Origin of the sequence: Rhizobium sp. X9 (assembly GCF_018873185.1) — a bacterium.
Lineage (GTDB): Bacteria > Pseudomonadota > Alphaproteobacteria > Rhizobiales > Rhizobiaceae > Agrobacterium > Agrobacterium oryzihabitans.
Window position 1 is genome coordinate 622532 of the sequence record NZ_CP071311.1, and the last position, 21139, is coordinate 643670.

Consider the following 21139-nt stretch of genomic DNA (forward strand, 5'->3'; position numbering starts at 1 on the left):
AAACAAATGTGGTGGCGGCTTCACGGAGAGGAATTTTCTCTTTTGTCGGAACATTTTGATATTTCGCAGGTTGCCCAAACAGAGGTTCGCTCCTATGGTCCGCTCACACGGTTTCTAGGAGCGGTAACCCGCTGCAAAAAGGAGTAAAAACCATGGCCTTCGAACTTCCCGAACTCCCCTACGACTACGACGCGCTTGCACCCTACATGTCGCGCGAGACGCTCGAGTTCCATCACGACAAGCACCACAAGGCATATGTCGACAACGGCAACAAGCTGGCTGCTGAAGCAGGTCTTTCCGACCTGTCGCTTGAGGAAGTCGTGAAGAAGTCCTTTGGCACCAATGCCGGTCTCTTCAACAACGCTGCCCAGCACTACAACCACGTCCATTTCTGGAAGTGGATGAAGAAGGACGGCGGCGGAAACAAGCTGCCGGGCAAGCTGGAACAGGCAATCGCCTCCGATCTCGGCGGTTATGACAAGTTCAAGGCTGATTTCATCGCCGCCGGCACCACGCAGTTCGGCTCCGGCTGGGCGTGGCTCTCCGTCAAGAACGGCAAGCTCGAAATCTCCAAGACCCCGAACGGCGAAAACCCGCTGGTTCACGGTGCAGAGCCGATCCTCGGCGTCGACGTATGGGAACACTCCTACTACATCGACTACCGCAACCTGCGTCCGAAGTACCTCGAAGCCTTCGTCGACAACCTCATCAACTGGGACTACGTCCTGGAGCGTTACGAGGCTGCTGCCAAGTAAGGCTTGCTGACTGGAACTTTTCGAACACCCGGCCCCTCAGGCCGGGTGTTCTGCTTTTGAGGCCGTACAATCCAACTGTCGCCCCGGCTTGTCACAAGCCTGTCATCAGCCGGGTTTATCGCGGCGCATCATGACTGAAAAAACCAGACCGCTCTTCTCCTTCGGCATCGTTGCTGATCCCCAATATGCCGATGCTGATCCCCGCCCGGAAATGGGCCGGTATTATGCAGAGAGCCCGAAAAAACTGGCGCAGGCGATCGATGCCTTCAACCGCGAGGACCTGGCCTTCGTGGTGACGCTTGGCGACATCATCGACCGCGGCTTTGAAAATTTCGAGGCGATCCTCGGCGTTTATGACACCCTTCGCCATCCCTCGGTCATGCTGCCGGGCAATCACGATTTTTCCGTTTCCCCCGAGCATCTGCCCGCCATCCATGCCCGCCTCGGCATGAAGGCTCCCTGGCATGATTTCGCCATCGGCGAGATACGCTTCGTCGTGCTTGACGGCAACGAAGTCAGCCTCTTTGCCCCGCCGCCCGGTGATCCGCGCCGCGCGCTTGCTGAAAACAGGCTGAAGCGCCTGCAAGATGCTGAAGCCATCAATGCGCAGGACTGGAACGCATCGCTCAGCGACGAGCAGTTCGAATGGCTGCGCACCGTTCTGCAGAAGGCGGACGCGGCAGGCGAAAAAGTGGTCGTTCTCTGTCACTACCCGGTCTATCCGGAAAACGCCCACAATATGTGGGATGCGCCGCGCATCCTCGATCTTTTAGGCGCGCACCCTTCGGTCACCGCATGGTTCAGCGGCCATAACCACGATGGCAATTACGGCGTGCTGGGCAACACCCACTTCGTCAACTTCAAGGGCATGGTGGATACACCCGACCAGAACACCTTCGCCATCGCCGATGTTTTTACCGACCGGATCGTCATTCGCGGTTTCGGGCGCGAGGAGGATCGGGTGCTGGAGCATCTGCGGCAGAAGTCTTTAGAGCGGCTCAACAATGTCGGTCATGGTCAAGAAATGGCGGGTTGAGATCGGCAAATCTCGGCCCTCATTCCTGTGCTTGTCACAGGAATCCAGCCAGCCCAAGTTTTTGGGCTGAAAGGACTCCTCCCGCCGCGCAGACGCGCGTCGACTGGATTCCTGTGACGAGCACAGGAATGAGGGCTCGCCTTAGTCACCGGCACGTTCCATATCTCTGCCCAGCTGATTGCTCTGCCAGCCGCTCATCCACAATTGCCGCAACCTTTCGCCTTCCATCTTGAAAAAGCTGCCCGTGGTTTTGCAGGCCATCACCCGGTCCGAGCGGAAGTTGCGGATCGCCTGGCGCAATTCGCACCAGGCGACGATATTCACCGTTTCCGAATAATAGATCACGGCAATGGGCCGGATTTGCCGCCGGGTCTCTGCGCCGGTTTCATCGCGATAGGTGAGGTCTAGCCGCTCCTCGTCGCGTACTGCCCGCCTGACCATGGAGAGATCGATGCCGGCGGGTGAGGGGGCGATGCTGCCCCAGGCATGCAGGGCATTGGCGGAGAGCGTCTTCGACAGCGGTTCGGGCAGGGATGCGGCGATCTTGTCGCTGACCTTTTTTGCCGCCTGCCGCAATTCGGCATCCCCCGTGCGGGCAACCATGGCGAGCGCAAGCACGATTGCCTCGGTCTCCTCGATGGAAAACATCAGCGGCGGCAGGTTGAAGCCGGGACGCAGGATGTAACCGACACCGCGTTCCCCCTCGATCGGCACACGCATGGTCTGAAGGGCGGCTATATCGCGATAGACCGAGCGCGCCGTCACTTCCAGCGTCTCGGCAATGGTCTGCGCGGTCACCGGCCTGCGCGCCACCCGCAGGATCTGGATGATCTCGAACAGTCTCGACGCCTTGCGCATTGCCGTTTTTCCCGGTTGCTTCACCACGCAACTGACACAACGCTGTCAGTTGGCTTTTCCTATAAACAGGAAAACACATTGAGAAACATATGCTTTCCCGAATGTGTCGCAAACTGTCTTGGGAGATACTGACATGAGTTATGCTGAAAATCTCTGGCTTTTCTTTCTGGTCCTGTTCGGCATCATCATCCTGCCGGGCATGGACATGCTGTTCGTGCTGGCAAGCGCGCTGACGGGCGGCAAGAGAACCGGCCTTTCCGCCGCAAGCGGCATGAGCGCGGGCGGCATCGTACATTCGCTTTACGGCGCCCTGGGCGTCGGCATGCTTGCCGCCTGGATGCCGTCGCTTTTCCTGCCGCTGCTGGTCTTCGGTGCGGCCTATATGATCTGGATCGGCATCGGCCTGATGCGCAGCGCGATCGTCGTGAACGGTGATGAGGCGCAGGCGAGCGCCTCGGTCAGAAAGGCGTTCTGGCGGGCGGTGCTGACATGCCTTTCCAATCCGAAAGCCTATCTGTTCATGATGGCGATCTACCCGCAATTTCTCAAACCCGTCTATGGTCCGATCTGGATGCAGGGGCTGGTGATGGGCGCAATGGTGGCGGTCACGCAATTTACGGTCTATGGCGCTCTGGCGCTGACGGCAGATAAAAGCCGGGCATGGCTCGTTTCCTCGCCGGGCGCCACGATCTTCATCGGCCGCGCCGCCGGTTTCATGCTGATTGCCGCGGCCCTGCTGACGCTTTGGGAGGCCTTGTCCTAGACTTCTGTTTTCACGAGGGAATTCACCGCAATGTGACTTCTTTTCGCCATCCGGAAAGGGCATCCTCGCGCCGTTCCATCTAGCGTCCGGCGTCCGCCGGAATCAAGGAGAGAGTGTATGAAACTGAAAACCATCGCGGCGGCCATGCTTTTCGGCTGTCTTTGCGCCGGAGCGGTCTACGCTGCCGGCGAAGTCGAAAAGCGTGAAGGCATGATGAAGCAGATCGGTGGCTCCATGGGTGCGCTCGCCGCTATCTCCAAGGGCCAGAAGCCCTTCGACGCCGACGTTGTCAAGGCAGCCGTCACGGCCATCAGCGCCAACGCCAAGGCTTTCCCCGACCAGTTCCCGCCCGGCAGCGAGACCGGCAGTGCTGCGGCCCCCGCCATCTGGGAAAATTTCGATGACTTCAAGGCCAAGGCGGCGAAGCTCGGTGCGGATGCGGACACGGTTCTCGCCAATCTCCCCACCGATGAAGCGGGCGTCACCACCGCCATGAAGACGCTCGGTGCAGACTGCGGCACCTGCCACCAGACCTATCGTCTGAAGAAATAATGTGTCGGAAGACTGCTTTCGAGCGGTCTTTTCCCGGTCGCGGCTAAGCCGTGAACCGCTCCCGCGTCATCCTCGCCCCTGAGGCGAGGATCCATAAGCCGTCGAATTGTGGACCCTCGGTTCAGGCCCGGGGAAGACGTCCAGCAAGCGGGAGGGCTATCGATAATCTCGACCGCCTTCGGGCGGCCAAATATGCTCGGTCGGGCAAAAGGGGAGAGGGGTCATGTCCTCCATTTGGACGAAGCTTGCGGGCGGGATCGCGGTTGCGGCCATTGCGGGTTACGGAATTTTCGCCTGGGTCACCGCGCCTCAGCGGCAGGCGCCCAGCCATTGGGTGAGCCTCGGCGAGCCGGATCTGGCCAATGGCGAAACGCTGTTCTGGGCCGGCGGCTGCGCAAGCTGCCATGCGGCACCCGATGCGACGGGTGATGCGCTTTTGACGCTTTCGGGCGGGCAGGCGCTGAAAAGCCCCTTCGGCACCTTCCATGTGCCCAATATTTCCTCCGATCCGCAGCATGGCATCGGCAGCTGGACGCTGGCGGAATTCGGCGATGCCATGACGCGCGGCGTCGGCAAGAACGGCGAACATCTTTACCCCTCCTTCCCCTATGCCTCCTATGCACGCATGACGCAGAAGGACATCAACGACCTCTACGGTTATCTGAAAGTCCTGCCCGCCAGCCAGAACGACGCGCCGGATCACGATCTGCCTTTCCCCTTCAACCTGCGCATGGCGCTGGGCGGCTGGAAATTCCTCTATTTCGACACATCGACGCGGCCCCGCGTCGAGCTTGCCAATGCCAACGCCGAATTGCTGCGTGGCCAATATCTGGTGGAAGGGCCCGGCCATTGCGGCGAATGCCATACGCCGCGCAACGCGCTTGGCGGGTTCCTCAAGGATAAATGGCTGGCCGGCGGTCCCAATCCGGAGGGCGAAGGCCGCATCCCCGACATCACCCCCGGTTCGCAAAGCATGGGAGCCTGGGCGGCGGCCGATATTGCCAGCTATCTGGAAACCGGCTTCACCCCGGAATTCGACAGCGTCGGCGGTTCCATGGTCAAGGTGCAGCAGAACATGGCGCGTCTGACGGCCGATGATCGCGATGCGATTGCCGCCTATCTTAAGGCGATACCGTCGCGGTAACCCTCGGCCGTCATGCCGGACTTGATCCGGCATCCAGCCACGGCGCGTCTGCGCCGTGAGACGGATCTATTGCGATCAAGGACTTGATCGTGCTGGACCCCGGATCTAGTCCGGGGTGACGAAGGTGGAGGCGACGGCGTGCGGTTGGAAAGCAGGCCCGCCATTGACTCCCGCACCCACCCGTCGGATAACAATCCTGTGATGGTTCCTTCCGGGCGTTCCGGAAGGTGAAAAGGGAACACGATAGGGAGACATCCTCATTCGTGGCTGCCCCCGCAACTGTGAGCGGAGAGCCTGAAACGAAATGCCACTGGTAAGCCATCTCGCGGGGAACCGAGGTTCCCGATCAAGGCGAGGGTGATGTCGGGAAGGCGTTTCAGGTTTTGACCCGTAAGCCAGGAGACCTGCCATTACGGAAATGTCCATGCCGGCGGGGTGTCCGGAAGAGCGGAATTTCAGGGCGGCCAGGCAAGGTGGCTCCCTGTGTCAGTCTCGTTATCCCCGTGGTGAAGTGTATCGCATGCGGCTGCGCGGCTTCTTGCCGTTCCGCCGCGTCTAAAGGCGCGGGGTCGCGCCGTAAGAGGGGTCACCATGTCCATCAACCAGAATACGGCAAATGCCGCCGTTTCAGCAAAAACGGGCAGCTTCGCGCAATCGCTGACGGCGATCGTGCTTGGCCTGTTCGTCGTCGGTTTTGTCGGCTTTTCGCATGTCGAAGCCGTTCACAATGCCGCGCATGACACACGTCATGCCAATGCTTTCCCCTGCCATTGAGGGGTAAAGCATGTCGTTCTTTCGCAATATCGTTTTTACCGCAGTTCTCGTCGGCATCGTCGGCGGTTTCGCCGTCTCGGCCATGCAGGCTGTCGGCACCACGCCGCTGATCCTTCAGGCGGAAACCTATGAAAGCGCCGGTGGCGAAGCAGCCCACAGCCATGATGCGCCCGCTGCCGGTTCCGCGGCCGCCGTTCCCGCCCATGAACATGATGAGGAGGCCTGGGCTCCGGCCGATGGCTTCGAGCGCACCGCCTATACGGTGGCCGCCAATGTTCTGACCGCCATCGGTTACGCACTGGTGCTGACCGGCCTCATCTCTCTGCGTGGCACCAATGCCGGCTGGCGCGAAGGTCTTCTGTGGGGCGTTGCCGGTTTCGCCGCCGTCATGCTCGCACCGATGATCGGCCTGCCGCCGGAACTGCCGGGAAGCCCGGCTGCAGCACTTGAGGCGCGGCAGATCTGGTGGCTCGCAACCGTTGCCGCAACCGCGGGCGGCATCGCGCTGATCGCGTTCCGGCGCGAACCCTGGGCAATCGTTCTGGCGCTGGTGCTGATCGTTGCCCCGCATGTTGTGGGCGCGCCGCTTCCGCCGGAAGGCGAACATGCGCTGGCGCCGCTGCCGCTGGAGCGCCAGTTCATTGTTGCCGCGACCATTACCAGCTTTGTTTTCTGGGCTCTGCTTGGAACATTGAGCGCGTTTTTCCTGAAGCGCTTCCAGTCGGCTTGAGACCATGCAGGACGCAGCGGGATGGAGTGACGAACTCGATGCGCTGCGTTTTGCCGTTCCCGGTCACGGCGCTTTCTGCGCCGTGCACCGCCTTGCCTTCAAGGCAGTTCTTGGCGCCAGCCCCGAAAGGGGGGCGGCGCTCGCTTTCTTCCACGAGCACGAAGCTGCTTTTACGGCTGCGGCACTCGCCAAGATAAAACGCTCGGCCTTGCCCGCCGGTCGTAGCCTGCATTTGAACAGTCGCGATATCCGCCGGGCTATTGCGGGCGAGGGCGGGGATGTCGCGCCCCGTGTCTGCCGGGTGCTTGATCGCGGGTAATGCGCGATAGTCTCACGACTTAACCTCCCCACCACCCTCATTCCTGTGCTTGTCACAGGAATCCAGTCGATGCGGCTCTCGCGCAGCGGGATGAGTCTTTTCAGCCCAAGGACTTGGGCTGGCTGGATTCCCGTGACAAGCACAGTAATGAGGCTAGGAGGGCCCGCAAAAACTGTCGATACCAGAATGCGCCTCACCGGTGCTCCGCCGCAAAAATTCCAAGTTCCGCCTCGGCTTCCGGACCAAAGAGGCCGAGGTGTTTCAGAATTTCCACCGCGAAACTCACCGGCGCACTGCCGGCTGCCGTGATGATGCCGCCATCGCTGACCGCTTTCGGCTGGTCGCGATAAAGGCTCTCGCCGCGATAGGCCGGATAGGCCTTATGTGAGGTCAGCGAATTGCCGGTATGGGCGACGTCATCAAGGACGCCCGTGCCGCCGAGCGCGCTTGCCGCCGCGCAGATGCCGGCAACCAGCCGGTCCTTCTTGCGAAACCGCTGCACCAACCCGCCAAGATCGGCAGCCGTTCCCTTTTCCCAGCTGAGACCGCCGGGAATGACGAGCGCATCGATATTGTCAGGGTCGAGCGCGTCATAGGTTGTGTCGGGCGTAACCTTCAGCCCACCCATCGACGTCACCGGCCCACCATCCGGCGTGGCGTAAACGATCTCGACGCCGAGATAGCTGCGCGCCGCAGCAGCAAGCAGCGCCGGTTCCCAGTCCGCAAAATCCTGCGCGAGCGCAATCGCAATCCGTGTCATGGCCGTCTCCGTTCGGTGCAATCAGGCAATCGACTGCATGTAGCGCATGCCGGTGACCGGCCGGGGCGCGAAATCCATGTTTTCGTAGAAACGATGCGCCGCCACATTGCCGGTCGTGGCGCTGACGGAAAGATAGTCGCAGCCGAGCCGCTTGGCGATGTCGCGCGCGCGGGAAACCAGGTGCTGGCCGGTGCCATGGCCACGATGGCCGTCACGCACGTAGAGATGATGCAGCTCAAGCCCGCGCCGACCTTCCTGCGCCCTGTAGAGCGGCAGAAGCAGGGCGTAGCCGATCAATTCACCATCGGCTTCCGCCACCAGCCCATGCACCCAGGGAAGCGGGCCGAACAGGTCGCGTTCCAGCTTCGCCGGCGTGATCGCTGCCGCATCGCCATGGTAGGCGGCAAGCAGGGTGATCATCTCGTTGAGTTCGGGCAAATCCGTCTTGCGCGCGCCACGAATAATGACGACGGGCGGTCTTTCCAGTGTAAGGGAGCTATCTTCGGTCATTTCGCTGGTCCTTCGGTTTTATCGGTGCCGTCAGGACGCTTGAAAAACAACAAAGCCGCCTGACGGCGGCTTGTTGACAATATGATCTGTCGAGCCGCCCTTAAAGGTAGGCCCAAAAGTACGAGCAGGAGATGGGTGCGCGTTCGTTGATCATGCCAATCAAATGCGCCCGAATCTAAAATCTGTCAAGCGGGTCAATTCGCAAATCGCGCGATTGCTGAAACAATGGCTTCCTCCATCCCCGCGTCTGCCGTGGAGTGTCCGGCGCCGTCGACCATGATCAGCTCGCTTCCCGGCCATGCGGCGGCAAGCTCGTAGGCGGTGACCGGCGGCCCCTGAAGATCGCGCATGCCCTGGATGAGCAGGCCGGGAATACCCGCCAGCCTGCCGGCGTTGCGAAGAAGCACCCCGTCGTCCAGCCAGGCCGCATGGTGGAAATAATGCGCGCAAAGACGCGCCCGTGTGAGCCTGTAGCACTCATCCCGCCATTTTTCGGGAAAGGCCGAGGTGCTCTCTGCGGTAATCGAACCAGCCTCCCACAGATGCCATTCATAGGCTGCCCTTGCGCGGATGGCGGGGTCGGCATCGTTCAAGAGCTGGTAATAGGCGGCAACCGGGTCGAACTTCGAGATGTGGTCCGGGATCGTTGCGATGAAACGCTGCCATTGCCCGGGCAAAAACATTCCCAGTCCCTGATACAGCCAGTCGATTTCCTTCTGCCGCGTCGTCGTGACGCCCGCCAGCACCATGGCGCGCACGTGGCGGGGATGGCGCTGGGCATAGGCCAGGCCAAGGGTGGAACCCCAAGATGTGCCGAAAACCAGCCAGTCATCCACACCAAGCGCGGTACGAATGGTCTCCATGTCGCCGATCAGATGGTGCGTGGTGTTGTGCTCGAGGCTGACCGCGGCATTCGGCGTGCTTTGCCCGCATCCACGCTGGTCGAACTGGATGATGCGGTATAGCTCGGGATCGAAAAAACGTCGCGCCGTTGCCGATAGTCCGGAGCCCGGGCCGCCGTGAAGGAGGATGGCGGCCTGCCCGGCCGGATTGCCCGCAATCGTCACATGCAGCCTGTGGCCTTCGGAAACATCGATGAAAATAGTATCGAAGGGGGCAATTTCGGGAAAGGTTTCTGGCATCCGGCATCTCTTTTGAAGCGATGGCAGGCGCATATATCGCCGGGATGACAGCTGAATGTCATCGCCTCAGTCTTGCCGGCGTCTCAGTGCTCGCCTTCGCACATGCCGTGGTCGGAAAGCGCGCGGATAACGTAGCAATCCTCGATCGAATGGCCATGGCAATGCGAGACGATGCGCTCCAGCTCATGCTCCAGCTTCTTCAGGCTGGCGATTTTTTCACGCACATGGGCAAGGTGTTCGGCAGCGATACGGTCCGCCCCCTCGCAAGGCATTTGCCGGTGCTGGCTGAGCGCGATCAACTCACGAATGGCGTCGATATTGAGCCCGATATCGCGGGCGTGGCGGATGAAGGCCAGCCTTTCGAGATCGGTTTTTTCGTAACGGCGCTGGTTACCCTCCGAGCGTCCCGCCTCGCGGATGAGGCCCATCTGCTCATAATAGCGGATCGTCGGCACCTTAACGCCGGTACGCTTCGACAGTTCACCGATGGACAGCATGGCTTTCTCCATATCCCTGACACGGCCGTAAGAGGGCGAGGCGGCCTCGCCACTCATGATCCGATGCTCTAGTCTCTAGAGATATGGCTTTTCAGCCCGCCATTCAATGGGTGTCAGGCGGCCGCGTCCACGCCGAGCGCCTGAGCCAGCGCCTTCAAGACTTCGGTCTCGAGGCTTACGGCTGCTTCAGGCTGCGCAGCGGAGGTCATCTCAAGCGCGGGCGTGGTGGCAGCGGAAGCACCGCTATCAAGGCTCCACAATGCAGCGGCGAGGCTGGCGGAAGCGCTGGCGGCCGGTGAGACTGCCGCAGCGACGCTTTCGGCGCTCGATATGGCGCGGTGCGCTGCGCGGGTCAGCTCCAGCAGAGCGTCGGTGGTGGAGTGGGCTTCCCTGTTCTTTGCCGGTTCAAGGGTCCGGACCGGCGTTGCGTAATAGCTGCTAGTGGTTGCTGCGATAGTCGTCATGACTGAGTCCCCAAGTTCTGATGGAGCATTTTTAGGGGCCGAAACATTCGCGAGGATTGCGTCACGCAGGCCTTGAACGGAAAAACATCGCGATATAGTATACCCCCCTATAGTATATGAGGTACCGATGTCCCACACGATCCGCAACAAGGAGAAGTTGCTTGCCCGCATCCGCCGCCTGAAAGGGCAGATGGAGGCGGTGGAGCGCGCATTGGACGATTCCAAGCCCTGCGGCGAGGTGCTGCAATTGCTGGCCTCGGTGCGCGGCGCGCTGTCCGGCCTGACGGGCGAGGTGATGCAGGAGCATCTGCACGAGCACGTGGTGCATGCCGAAAACGAAGACGAGCGGGCGCGGGCGGCGGAAGAGCTGGCCCAGGTGCTGAAGACCTACATCCGCTGACATATCTCCTGAAAGTCTCCGTGTTTTGGGGGATGCGAGCGTGAAACGAAATATTCCAGGATCGAGCAGGATTAGCGACATGACGACGACATCCGAATTTTCCACAGCGGCCGGCCACGACCATGTTTTCCTTGGCCAGAACCATGAGCGTAACGAAAAGCGCGTGTGGATGGTGATTGCGCTGACCACGGTGATGATGGTGGCAGAGATCGTCGCCGGCCACTGGTTCGGCTCCATGGCGCTGACGGCGGATGGCTGGCACATGTCCACCCATGCGGGCGCGATGCTCATCTCGGCGCTGGCCTATCTCTATGCCCGCCGCGAGGCGCGCAATCCGCGCTTCACCTTCGGCACCGGCAAGTTCGGCGATCTCGCGGGCTTTGCCAGCGCCATCGTGCTGGCGGTGGTGGCATTGCTCATCGCTGTCGAAAGTGCGATGCGTCTCGTCAATCCGGTCGAAATCGACTTCAACCAGGCGATCCTCGTCGCCGTCATCGGCCTTGCCGTCAATCTCGTCAGCGCCGTGCTGCTGAAGGATGATCACCACCATGATCACGCCCACGGCCATGGTCACGCGCAGGGCTCACATGCCCATCACGGTCACGGTTCTCACGCGCATCATGGTGAACACGGCGCAAAGGGTGGCAGGGACAATAATCTGCGCGCTGCCTATCTGCATGTGCTGGCGGATGCGCTGACCTCGGTTCTGGCCATCGTCGCGCTGCTGCTCGGCAAATGGAACGGCTGGTCTTTCCTTGATCCGGCGATGGGCATCGTCGGCGGCCTGGTCATCGCCCGCTGGTCATGGGGTCTGGTTCGCTCCACGGCGACGACGCTGCTAGACGCACTGCCGCAGGCCGATGACCTGCCGCAGGAAATCCGTCAAAGCGTGGAAACGGAAGAGGATCGCATTACCGACCTGCACGTCTGGCAGGTCGGCCCGGGCCATCACGCCGCCATCGTCGCCATCCGCTCGCAGGCGCCGAAGGCGCCGGCTTTCTACAAGCAGAAGCTTGCGGCCATACATGAACTTTCGCATGTAACGGTGGAGGTCAGCCCGGCAAGGGCCTGATGAGAATCACGTTTTCTCTGGTGGCTGGCGAGCGACCGCCAACCCGCATCCGTCATCCTCGGGCTTGACCCGAGGATCCATGCTCCGCCGACAACGTGGATCCTCGCGTCAAGCCCGAGGATGACGGAGGGTGCGGTTAAGGATGACGGAGGGTGCGGTTGAGGCTTTGTTCTGAAAGCCTATTCCGTATATTCCGAATAGGCGCTGCGCACCCATTCGGCCTTTGCTTCCACCTCGACCTCGGCGGATGCCGCAGCCGGCGCGCTGCCATTGCCGACGGCCCACAGCACATTGGCGAGCGACTGGGAAAGAATGGTGCTGGAAACAGTCGGGTTTCCGGGGCCGCGTTTTACAGCCTGCTCTTCTGGCGCGCTCTGTGCGCTGCCGGCTTTTTCGATGTCGCGGATACGTCCCTGATAATTGTACCCGCCAATATTGCTTTCGATCTGCATGTCGGTGATTCCGCGTTCAAAAGTTAACAAATGGTTAACGGCGGCGGCTTGCCTGAAGCTTGCGTTTGCTGCGTTGCAGCGTCATTCCCGACTTGACAGCCGGCAAAGGAGTGCTTCGTTTTTGCCTAATGAAGACGGGGCAGGAGGAGATTGCCAGCTTTGTCCCTCGCGGCATTGCAGTCCGGTTTAAATTTCTGGCGCCGGTGAACACCTCACTCCCGTCATTCCGGCCTTGAGCCGGAATCCAGCCGACGCGCGTCTGCGCGGCGAGAGAGTCCTTTCAGCCCAAGGACTTGGGCTGGCTGGATACCGGCTCAAGGCCGGTATGACGGAAAGAGGAAATCTCGCGGACGCGGCCAATCCGTCCGGTGCCGGATTACGCCGTTTCTTTTTCCACCGGAACAACCGTTTCCCGGGGCTTCTCCGGCTCCTCCGCCACTTCCACCGTAACCTCCGCCTCCTGAGGCGCAGGCGTGACCATGGCCGCCACCAGCGTGTCGAGGCCGATGCTGCCGACCGGCTTGCCGTCCTCGTCCACCACATGGGCGGTGGTTTCGTTCGCCTCCGACATGTCGCGGGCGATGGTTTCCAGCGTCGCGTTCTCAGGCACGGACATGCCCTCCGGGCGGCTCTCGAGCGGCTCCATGACCGTGGTGGCCTGCAGCACGCGGCCGCGATTGACGTCGCGCACGAAGTCGGTGACGTAGCCATCGGCCGGCGAGAGGATGATGCTCTGGCCGTCGCCCTGCTGCACCACTTCGCCGTCCTTCAAAATGGCGATATGGTCGCCGAGCCGCAAAGCCTCGTCCAGATCGTGGGTAATGAACACCACGGTCTTTTTCAGCTCCTGCTGAAGATCGAGCAGCATGGTCTGCATGTCGACGCGGATCAGCGGATCGAGCGCCGAATAGGCCTCGTCCATCAGCAGAATGTCGGCGTCATTGGCAAGCGCCCGGGCAAGGCCGACGCGCTGCTGCATGCCACCGGAAAGCTGGTTCGGATAATAATCCTCGTATCCGGCAAGGCCGACACGCTCCAGCCAGTAACGGCCCTTTTCTTCGCTCTCCTTGCGCGGCACGCCCTGGATATCGAGACCGTAGACGCTGTTTTCCAGCACGGTGCGATGCGGCAGAAGGCCGAATTTCTGGAACACCATCGCCGTTTTGTGGCGGCGGAATTGCCTCAGCGCCGAAGCGCTCATGCCGCAGATATCCTCGCCGTCATAGAGAACCTCACCCGCCGTCGGGTCGATCAGCCGGTTGATGTGGCGGATCAGCGTCGACTTGCCGGAACCGGAAAGGCCCATCACGACAGTGATCTTGCCGCCCGGCATGGTGATGTTGATGTTGTTGAGACCGAGCACATGGTTGTGTTTGTCGTTCAGCTCGACCTTGTCCATGCCTGATCGCACCGCTTCGAGGTATTTCTCGGGATGCTTGCCGAAGATCTTGTAAAGATTCTTGATTTCGATGCTTTTAGCCATGGGAGACCTCGCGGTATTTCTGCAGACGCTTGCCGAAAGCCTGGCTCGCCCGGTCGAACATGATGGCGATGGCGACCAGAGCGAAACCGTTCAGGAAGCCCACCGTGAAAAACTGGTTGTTGATGGCCTGCAGCACGTTCTTGCCCAGCCCGCCGACACCGACCATGGAGGCGACGACGACCATGGCGAGCGCCATCATGATGGTCTGGTTGATGCCGGTCATGATGGTGGGCAACGCCAGCGGCAGCTGCACGTTGAACAGCTTCTGACCGTTGGAGGAGCCGAAGGCATCGGCGGCTTCCAGCACTTCCCGGTCCACCAGGCGAATGCCGAGGCTGGTGAGGCGGATGACGGGCGGAATGGCGTAGATCACCACTGCGATCAGGCCCGGAACCTTGCCGATGCCGAAGATCACCACCACGGGGATGAGATAAACGAAGCTTGGCAGGGTCTGCATCACGTCGAGCACGGGATTGATGAGGCGTTGCAGGCGTTCCGAACGTCCCATCAGGATGCCGAGCGGCAGGCCGATGACGATGGCGATCAGCGTGGCGATGGCGACGATGGAGAGCGTCGTCATGGCGTCGCGCCAGAGGCCGACGGCGCCGATCATAAGCAGGGAGATGGCAGTGCCACCGGTGATCTTGAAGCTGCGCCCGGCCAGATGAACGATGGCCAGAATGACCAGCATGGTGATGATCCACGGGGTCTGGATGAACAGCCGCTCCGAGGAATTGAGAAAAAGCTGTAGCGGATGCACGACGACGTCGATCGCATCGCCATAATTGCGCACAATGTCGCGAAAACCGTCATCGATGGTCTTGCGTGCCACACGCATCGTGCTGTTGTCGATGGCCGGAAACTTGCAGAGCATCTCCGGCAGGTAATTGCAGAGGGCCATTATTGTTGTTTTCCCTTTGGGGTTTAGGAGATGGGATGGGAGGGACGGTGGAACCGCTGGAGTGTGCGGCCACCCCCCTCTGTCCTGCCGGACATCTCCCCCTCAAGGGGGGAGATTGGCAGGACGCACTGCCTCCACAATCCGCACCGTCCGTGATGGGCGATGCCCCGCCGCGATTTGATCTCCCCCCTTGAGGGGGAGATGCCCGGCAGGGCAGAGGGGGGTAAGCCACAGATGCAAACCCAGACTTTTCCCTCCTGCGGATGGGTTACATCGAAGCCTTGATCTTCTCCGCCACCTCGGCCGGAACCCACTTCGTCCAGATATCCTCATGGTTCTCGAGGAAATATTCCGCGCCGTCCTCGTTGGTGCCCTGGTTTTCATCCATCCAGGCAAGGATCTCGGCAACGGTCTTGTTGTCCCAGTTGCGGGCCTTGATGTAGTCCATCGTCACGCCCGCCTTGTCGGCGAAATCCTTGGTGATGACGGTGAAGACGTCGGCCACCGGATAGGCGTTCACCTTGGGATCGGCGCAATCGACCTTGGCCGTGCACTCGTCGTAATGGGCGCGGTCCAGCTCGACGCCGTCATCCAGCTTCACCATCTCGTATTTGCCGAGAATGGCGGTGGGTGACCAGTAATAGCCGAGCCAGCCCTGCTTCTTTTCGAACGCGTTGGCGATCGAGCCGTCAAGGCCGGCGGCCGAACCCGTGTCGACCAGCGTGAAGCCCTTTTTGTCGCCTTCGCGCGCCTTGTAGAGATTGGTGGTCGTCACCTGGCAGTTCCAGCCGGACGGGCAATTGTGCACGGCGCCCTTGCTGGCATCTTCCGGGGCTGGGAAGAGTTCGGGATGTTTCAGGGCATCCTCGACGGTCTTGATGTCGGGGTGTTCATCCGCGATGAATTTCGGGATCCACCAGCCTTCGACGCCGCCATCGCTGAGGATTTTCGACGCCTCGATCATGCGGCCTTCCTTGACGGCGGCGCTGAGCGGCTCACGCACGGCATTGACCCACAATTCGGGCGCCATATCCGGCTGGCCCTTTTCGTTCATGGAAGCAAACGTCGGCATGGTATCGCCGCTGACGACGTTGACCGTGCAGTCATAGCCGTTTTCCATGATGAACTTGTCGACGTAAGCCGCAACACCGGCGGAAGCCCAGTTCATTTCGGCGATGGTGATGCTGCCGCAGTCTTCAGCGGCGTTGGCGGAATTTGCTGCACCGGCAGCGATGATAAAGCCCGTTACGAGAATGGTCGAGGCCAGGAGTTTCTTCATGGTGTAAGACCCCCAAGTCTGATGCAGTGTTTTCAATTGGCAAAGCGGGAGCACTGCAAAGCCCGAATTGCCAAGGGCGAACTGACATGGCGCGTGAAAAAGCCGAAAAATTACGGCACTAAGAATATCCGCAAGACGTGCTGCAGGATTGCCGCAGGAAGAGCGGCGAAAAGGCGCATGAATATGTCAACGACCGGCATAATACGGCCAAAAAGTGATATTGCAACGCGAAATGGCGCATCGCAGCCATGCGTTCGATTTTCAGAACATTTTCTCGTGTCGCGTAATACATGACACTTATTTGGGTTTCGCAACAATATAGTTAGAGTTGCAGTAACGGGAAATAAAAATTCATCGACGCCGAAAGTGGCATTTGTAGAAAAGATGAAGTCCAGTTTTTGTGGAAAAAATATTCATAAAGAGGTTTTTAATGGGTATTTTCGTCTCAAATGAGAGCGGGCGACGATTGAATCGCCGCCCGTTTTTGCAATCAGCGTGTCATACGGCGTCCTTGCCCGCCACCTTCAGCGCGAAGGCATATTCGAAGGCAATTTCCTCCAGCCGCTGGAAACGGCCCGACTTGCCGCCATGGCCCGCCGCCATGTTGGTCTTGAGCAGGATCGGGGCTTCCCCCGTCGTTTTTTCACGCAGCTTCGCCACCCATTTGGTCGGTTCCCAATAGGTCACGCGCGGATCGGTGAGGCCGGAAAGCGCAAGGATCGGCGGGTAGGGCTTGTTCCCGACATTGTCATAGGGGCTGTAGGCGGCGATCCACTGATATTCCTCTGCCGATTCCAGCGGATTGCCCCATTCCGGCCATTCCGGCGGGGTGAGCGGCAAAGTGTCATCAAGCATGGTGGTCAGCACATCCACGAAGGGAACGGCGGCGATGATGCCGGCGAATTTTTCCGGTGCCATGTTGGCAACGGCCCCCATCAGCATGCCGCCCGCCGAGCCGCCTTCTGCGATGATGCCCCCATAGGAGGTGAACCCTTCCTCCACCAGATGATCGGCAGCGGCGATGAAGTCTTTGAAAGTATTCTGTTTGTCTTCCATCTTGCCGGTTTCGTACCATTCGAAACCCTTGTCCTTGCCGCCGCGGATGTGGGCGATGGCATAGATGAAGCCACGGTCGGCCAAAGACAACGTGGTGGTGGAGAAGGAGGCGGGAATGGAGATGCCGTAAGCGCCATAACCGTAAAGCAGGCAGGGCGCGGAACCGTCCAGCGCCACGCCCTTGCGATAGAGCAGCGAGACCGGCACCAGTTCGCCATCATGGGCAGGCGCCATGATGCGGCGGGTGATGTAGTCGTCCGGATTGTGGCCCGAGGGCACTTCCTGGGTTTTCAGGAGCGTGCGCTCACGCGTCACCATATCGTAGTCGAACAGCTGGCTCGGCGTCGTCATCGAAGAATAGGAAAAGCGGATGACATCGGTATCGTATTCGGCAGCACCGTGCAGGCCGAGCGAATAGGCCTCCTCGGCAAAGGCGATGGAATGTTCCTCACCGGACCTGCGGTCACGGATGACGATGCGCGGCAGGCCGTCGCGGCGCTCCAGCCAGATCAGGTGGCGGGCATAGGCATCGACCGAGAGGATGAGGCGGCCCGGCTCATGCGGCACGACTTCTTTCCAGTTTTCCTTGCCAGGCGCTGTCACCGGCGCTTCCATGATGCGGAAATCCTTGGCATCGCCGTCATTGGTGAGGATGTAGAAGACATCGCCGCCTTCGCACATCGAATATTCGATACCCTCTTCGCGCTCGGCCACCACCATCGGCTCGGCCGTCAGGTCCTTCGTGGAGAGAATGCGATATTCGCTGGTCTCATGGTCGTGAATGTCGATGAAGATGAAATCGTCGAGAACCGACGCGCCGACGCCCATGAAGAAGCCGGGGTCCTTTTCCTCATAAACCAGCCGGTCGGCCGATTGCGGCTCGCCGATGATATGGTGGAAGACCTTGGAGGGGCGGTGGTTCTCGTCCTGCAGCGTGTAGAAGAAGCTCTTGCCATCGGGCGCCCATGCGCCGCCGCCGCCGGTATTTTCGACGATATCGGCAAGGTCCTCGCCGCTTTCGAGGTTGCGGATGCGCAGCGTGAAATATTCCGACCCCTTGTCGTCATAACCCCAGATGCCGTGACTGTGATCGGAAGACTGGTCGAGGCCGGCAAGACGGAAATAATCCTTGCCTTCCGCTTCCTTGTCACCATCAAGCAGCACATGTTTCTCGCCGCCATCGCGTGGAGTGCGGAAATAATGCGGCTGCTCGCCGCCGGTCACGAACAATGTCCCGTAAGCATAGGGCCCGTCATTGACCGGCACGGAGGAATCATCCTGCTTGATGCGGCCCTTCATTTCCTCGAAAAGTTTTTCCTGAAGCGCCTTGGTGTCGCCCATCGCCGCTTCCATATAGGCGTTCTCCGCCTCCAGATGGGCGCGAATGGCAGGGTCGAGAAGGGTAGGGTCCTTGAACATGGCCTGCCAGTTATCGGCCCGGAACCATGCATAATCGTCGGTGCGGGTAATGCCGTGATGCGTGTCCTGAACGGGCCTTTTTTCGGCGGTTGGAGCAACGGGCAGGTTCTTGAAAATCGGCAAGGGAAACTCGCTTTCCTGTAAAATCCGTGGGCGGTACCAAGATGTAGAGTGCCCCTTCCGGCCGATCAAGTTTCAAATCTCCACAGCCGCAATGTGGCTTGGGCACAATTTCGTCAGCTTTCGATCACATTTTGGCAATATCTGGCAAATCGGCGATGATGCGCGCCGGCCATCGGTCCGCCGTCCCTCGCCAGGAAAACGAAAAAAGACAAGAACAAACGAAAAAACTGACAGGATCCCATGCGAAAGCTTCTTCCCGCTGCCCTTTCTGCCTTTTTCCTTGGCTTGCAGGCCTTCACGCCCGCTTTTGCAATCGATGCCAGCGTGATGCGGCAGTTGAACGCGCTGGCGCCGGAGGAGCGCCTGGAACAGCGCTGCGATATCGAGGCGATGGAAAGAATAGCGACCGAGCAGAAGGGCATGCGGCCGGACAAGGTCATCGCTTACACCTTCGGTGATCCGGAGGTGGGCAAGAATTCCATCAAGGCGCCGGGCGCGGTCTTCAGAAGCGCCGGCGAATGGTACAAGCTCAAATACAAATGCCAGCTGAAGAGCGACAGCCTCAGCATTCAGTCCTTCGACTACCGCGTCGGCGACAGGATTCCGGAGGAGCAGTGGAAGAAGTTGTATCTTTATGACTGACCGCCGAAATCTTCGGCGTCCATGCAAGGTTTAGCCCCCGCCTTTCTTGCCGCCCCGCCGGTGGCTCTGTAACCCTGTTCCTCGATCGAAGTGAGGGAGACGGGCATGGCGACACGATTCAAGGGACTTTCAGCTTTTCCGATGACGCCGGCCGATGAGGCCGGGCAGGTCGATACGCAGGCCTTTTCCGCTCTCATCGAGCGGCTTGATGCGGCCGGGGTGGATTCCGTCGGCATTCTCGGCAGCACCGGCATCTATATGTATCTGTCGCGCGCGGAGAGACGCCGGGCCATCGAGGCTGCCGCTGCGGTTTTGAAGGGCAGGCGCATATTGATGGCCGGTGTCGGCGCCCTGCGCACCGATGACGCCGTGGCACTGGCAAAGGACGCCGAAGCTGCCGGTGCGGATGCCCTGCTGCTGGCGCCCGTTTCCTACACGCCGCTGACGCAGGAAGAGGCCTATCATCACTTCGCCGCCGTGGCCGGCGCAACGGGCCTGCCGCTCGCCATCTACAACAACCCGACGACGACGCGGTTTTCCTTCAGCGACGACCTTCTGGTGCGGCTCGCCTATATCCCCAATATTCGCGCCATCAAGATGCCGCTGCCGGCCGATTCGGATTATGCGGGCGAGCTTGCGCGCCTGCGGCCGAAGCTGACGGATGGTTTCTCCATCGGTTACAGCGGCGACTGGGGATGCGCCGAGGCGACGCTTGCCGGCGGCGACACCTGGTACAGCGTCATCGCGGGTCTGCTGCCCGTTCCGGCACTGCGGCTGATGCGGGCGGCGCAAGCCGGCGACGCAGAGGAGACACGCCGGATCGACGCGGCCTTCCAGCCGCTCTGGGCGCTGTTTAAAGAATTCGGCAGTATCCGCGTGGTCTATGCCGCCGCCAGCATCCTGTCATTGGCGGTTGGCGAACCGCCCCGGCCGATCCTGCCGCTCACCAGCGCCGAACGCCAGCGGGTGGAAGAGGCGCTTGAAGCCCTGTCCGCGCTGGAAACCGCGCCATAATTCGGGCGCTTTGCGGGCGGATTGCCACGGAATGATACTGCATTCACTGCGGAAAATGAAAATGATACGTCGCTTCCTCCTTGCTGCCCTGTTCGCTTCAGCCGCGTCCGCCGCCTTAGCGGGGACCGGCCTTGTCGAACCGACGCTGAAAATGTCGCCGCAGCATGACGGCAAGGTGCGGGTGGCGATGACGCTCGATGCCTGCATGGGCAAGACCGACCACCGCATTCTCGATAGGCTGGTGAAGGAGCGCATTCCGGCGACGATCTTCGTTACCGCCCGCTGGCTGAAACATAATGGCGAGGCGCTGGCCACGCTCATGGCGCATCCGGACCTGTTCGAGATCGAAAACCATGGCGAAAACCATGTGCCGGCGGTGGATAAGCCGGTTTCCATTTACGGCATCGCCGCCGCCGGTTCGGAAGCGGCGGTCGAGCAGGAAGTGGAGGGCGGCCGGCAGGCCATCGTCGCCGCCACCGGCCTCCAGCCGCAATGGTTCCGAGGTGCCACGGCCAAATATACCAGGTCCTCCATGACCACCATCAACCGGCTCGGCATGCGGGTCGCCGGTTATTCCGTCAATGGCGATGGAGGCTCGCTGCTGGGTGCGGCCGCGACGGCGAAACACATCGCTTCCGCCCGGGATGGCGATGTCATTATCTCCCACATCAACCAGCCCACCCATGAAGCGGGCGAGGGCGTGGTGAAGGGCCTTCTGGCGCTGAAGGCGCGCGGCGTGATTTTCACAAGGCTGGACGATCCGTCCTTCGCACCGCCGGGGAATTGATCCGCAAGGTCGCCGCCCGTTTCTTCTCCCCGCCGGGGAGAAGATGCCCGAAGGGCAGATGAGGGGGCAAGCTCCCCGCATCTCTTCACCGTCGCCCCCTCATCCGGCGCTGCGCGCCACCTTCTCCCCGGCGGGGAGAAGAAATATGCCGCACCGGCTTGGCCGCGAAACGGCGCGGACACGAGCCGACAACATCCCCTACATCCA

The 21139-nt window shown here is 60.6% G+C and carries 24 protein-coding genes and 1 riboswitch; of the genes, 13 read left to right on the forward strand and 11 right to left on the reverse strand.

The window, feature by feature from the left end:
• Positions 1–152: 152 nt before the first annotated feature.
• Entirely contained in the window at positions 153–755 is a 603-nt protein-coding gene (locus tag JZY08_RS02990) for a superoxide dismutase (RefSeq protein WP_003494380.1), read from the forward strand.
• 130 nt (positions 756–885) lie between these two features.
• Positions 886–1791 (forward strand): metallophosphoesterase, encoded by a 906-nt coding sequence (locus JZY08_RS02995; protein ID WP_216330958.1) that lies wholly within the window; start codon positions 886–888, stop codon positions 1789–1791.
• Between the two features lie 141 nt (positions 1792–1932).
• Here JZY08_RS02995 and JZY08_RS03000 read toward each other — a convergent pair whose 3' ends face one another.
• Positions 1933–2649: a YafY family protein gene (locus tag JZY08_RS03000; protein WP_216330959.1), complete on the reverse strand. Its 717-nt coding sequence runs from the start codon at positions 2647–2649 to the stop codon at positions 1933–1935.
• Positions 2650–2782: 133 nt separating this feature from the next.
• Between JZY08_RS03000 and JZY08_RS03005 the strand changes: the two genes are divergently transcribed.
• The 6 genes from JZY08_RS03005 (at position 2783) to JZY08_RS03030 (ending at position 6931) form a co-directional block, all read left to right on the forward strand.
• The gene (locus JZY08_RS03005; protein ID WP_216330960.1) at positions 2783–3412 is read left to right on the forward strand and encodes a LysE family translocator; all 630 of its coding nucleotides are present in this window, start codon (positions 2783–2785) and stop codon (positions 3410–3412) included.
• A gap of 117 nt (positions 3413–3529) precedes the next feature.
• A complete protein-coding gene (locus JZY08_RS03010) occupies positions 3530–3964 on the forward strand; it encodes a cytochrome c (protein WP_216330961.1) in 435 nt (144 codons plus the stop codon).
• Between the two features lie 223 nt (positions 3965–4187).
• Positions 4188–5108 (forward strand): cytochrome c, encoded by a 921-nt coding sequence (locus JZY08_RS03015; RefSeq protein WP_137037275.1) that lies wholly within the window; start codon positions 4188–4190, stop codon positions 5106–5108.
• A gap of 185 nt (positions 5109–5293) precedes the next feature.
• A riboswitch (cobalamin riboswitch) is annotated at positions 5294–5535 on the forward strand.
• A 164-nt stretch (positions 5536–5699) separates the two neighbouring features.
• Positions 5700–5882: a CbtB domain-containing protein gene (locus JZY08_RS03020; protein ID WP_003494386.1), complete on the forward strand. Its 183-nt coding sequence runs from the start codon at positions 5700–5702 to the stop codon at positions 5880–5882.
• A gap of 10 nt (positions 5883–5892) precedes the next feature.
• Entirely contained in the window at positions 5893–6612 is a 720-nt protein-coding gene (locus JZY08_RS03025; protein ID WP_003494387.1) for a CbtA family protein, read from the forward strand.
• 4 nt (positions 6613–6616) lie between these two features.
• The gene (locus JZY08_RS03030; RefSeq protein WP_216330962.1) at positions 6617–6931 is read left to right on the forward strand and encodes a hypothetical protein; all 315 of its coding nucleotides are present in this window, start codon (positions 6617–6619) and stop codon (positions 6929–6931) included.
• 193 nt (positions 6932–7124) lie between these two features.
• Here the strand turns inward: JZY08_RS03030 and JZY08_RS03035 are convergent, their stop codons facing one another.
• The 5 genes from JZY08_RS03035 to JZY08_RS03055 form a co-directional block, all read right to left on the reverse strand.
• Positions 7125–7691: a type 1 glutamine amidotransferase family protein gene (locus tag JZY08_RS03035; protein ID WP_216330963.1), complete on the reverse strand. Its 567-nt coding sequence runs from the start codon at positions 7689–7691 to the stop codon at positions 7125–7127.
• Positions 7692–7712: 21 nt separating this feature from the next.
• Entirely contained in the window at positions 7713–8201 is a 489-nt protein-coding gene (locus JZY08_RS03040) for a GNAT family N-acetyltransferase (protein WP_003494390.1), read from the reverse strand.
• A 194-nt stretch (positions 8202–8395) separates the two neighbouring features.
• Positions 8396–9343 (reverse strand): prolyl aminopeptidase, encoded by a 948-nt coding sequence (gene pip, locus JZY08_RS03045; protein WP_216330964.1) that lies wholly within the window; start codon positions 9341–9343, stop codon positions 8396–8398.
• 83 nt (positions 9344–9426) lie between these two features.
• On the reverse strand, positions 9427–9840 hold the full coding sequence (locus tag JZY08_RS03050) for a helix-turn-helix domain-containing protein (protein WP_082183927.1): 414 nt from the start codon (positions 9838–9840) through the stop codon (positions 9427–9429).
• A gap of 113 nt (positions 9841–9953) precedes the next feature.
• On the reverse strand, positions 9954–10304 hold the full coding sequence (locus JZY08_RS03055) for a hypothetical protein (protein ID WP_003494394.1): 351 nt from the start codon (positions 10302–10304) through the stop codon (positions 9954–9956).
• 127 nt (positions 10305–10431) lie between these two features.
• Here JZY08_RS03055 and dmeR point away from each other — a divergent pair, with 127 nt between their 5' ends.
• Together dmeR and dmeF are read left to right on the forward strand one after the other, a co-directional pair.
• Entirely contained in the window at positions 10432–10704 is a 273-nt protein-coding gene (dmeR, locus tag JZY08_RS03060; RefSeq protein WP_003494395.1) for a Ni(II)/Co(II)-sensing transcriptional repressor DmeR, read from the forward strand.
• Between the two features lie 79 nt (positions 10705–10783).
• Positions 10784–11776 carry a CDF family Co(II)/Ni(II) efflux transporter DmeF gene (dmeF, locus tag JZY08_RS03065; RefSeq protein ID WP_216330965.1) on the forward strand — a complete coding sequence of 331 codons (993 nt, stop codon included), beginning with the start codon at positions 10784–10786 and terminating at the stop codon, positions 11774–11776.
• Between the two features lie 179 nt (positions 11777–11955).
• On the opposite strand, the gene JZY08_RS03070 is transcribed toward dmeF, so the two are convergent.
• The 5 genes from JZY08_RS03070 to JZY08_RS03090 all read right to left on the reverse strand — a co-directional run bounded on the left by JZY08_RS03070 (position 11956) and on the right by JZY08_RS03090 (position 18489).
• On the reverse strand, positions 11956–12228 hold the full coding sequence (locus tag JZY08_RS03070) for a hypothetical protein (protein ID WP_003494397.1): 273 nt from the start codon (positions 12226–12228) through the stop codon (positions 11956–11958).
• Positions 12229–12604: 376 nt separating this feature from the next.
• Positions 12605–13711: a glycine betaine/L-proline ABC transporter ATP-binding protein gene (locus JZY08_RS03075; protein WP_216330966.1), complete on the reverse strand. Its 1107-nt coding sequence runs from the start codon at positions 13709–13711 to the stop codon at positions 12605–12607.
• Complete coding sequence (locus tag JZY08_RS03080) at positions 13704–14612, reverse strand: proline/glycine betaine ABC transporter permease (protein WP_003494399.1); 909 nt, start codon at positions 14610–14612, stop codon at positions 13704–13706. The genes JZY08_RS03075 and JZY08_RS03080 overlap by 8 nt, the downstream gene beginning before the upstream one ends.
• A 268-nt stretch (positions 14613–14880) precedes the next feature.
• Positions 14881–15891, reverse strand: coding sequence for an ABC transporter substrate-binding protein (locus JZY08_RS03085; RefSeq protein ID WP_216330967.1), 1011 nt, complete (start codon positions 15889–15891; stop codon positions 14881–14883).
• A gap of 498 nt (positions 15892–16389) precedes the next feature.
• Positions 16390–18489: a S9 family peptidase gene (locus JZY08_RS03090; RefSeq protein ID WP_216330968.1), complete on the reverse strand. Its 2100-nt coding sequence runs from the start codon at positions 18487–18489 to the stop codon at positions 16390–16392.
• Positions 18490–18729: 240 nt separating this feature from the next.
• On the opposite strand from JZY08_RS03090, the gene JZY08_RS03095 reads away from it, so the two are divergent.
• From JZY08_RS03095 to JZY08_RS03105, 3 genes are all read left to right on the forward strand, one after another.
• Entirely contained in the window at positions 18730–19131 is a 402-nt protein-coding gene (locus JZY08_RS03095) for a DUF930 domain-containing protein (RefSeq protein WP_082183934.1), read from the forward strand.
• Positions 19132–19236: 105 nt separating this feature from the next.
• The gene (locus tag JZY08_RS03100; protein ID WP_216330969.1) at positions 19237–20145 is read left to right on the forward strand and encodes a dihydrodipicolinate synthase family protein; all 909 of its coding nucleotides are present in this window, start codon (positions 19237–19239) and stop codon (positions 20143–20145) included.
• 61 nt (positions 20146–20206) lie between these two features.
• Complete coding sequence (locus tag JZY08_RS03105) at positions 20207–20932, forward strand: polysaccharide deacetylase family protein (RefSeq protein WP_216330970.1); 726 nt, start codon at positions 20207–20209, stop codon at positions 20930–20932.
• Positions 20933–21139: the final 207 nt, after the last annotated feature.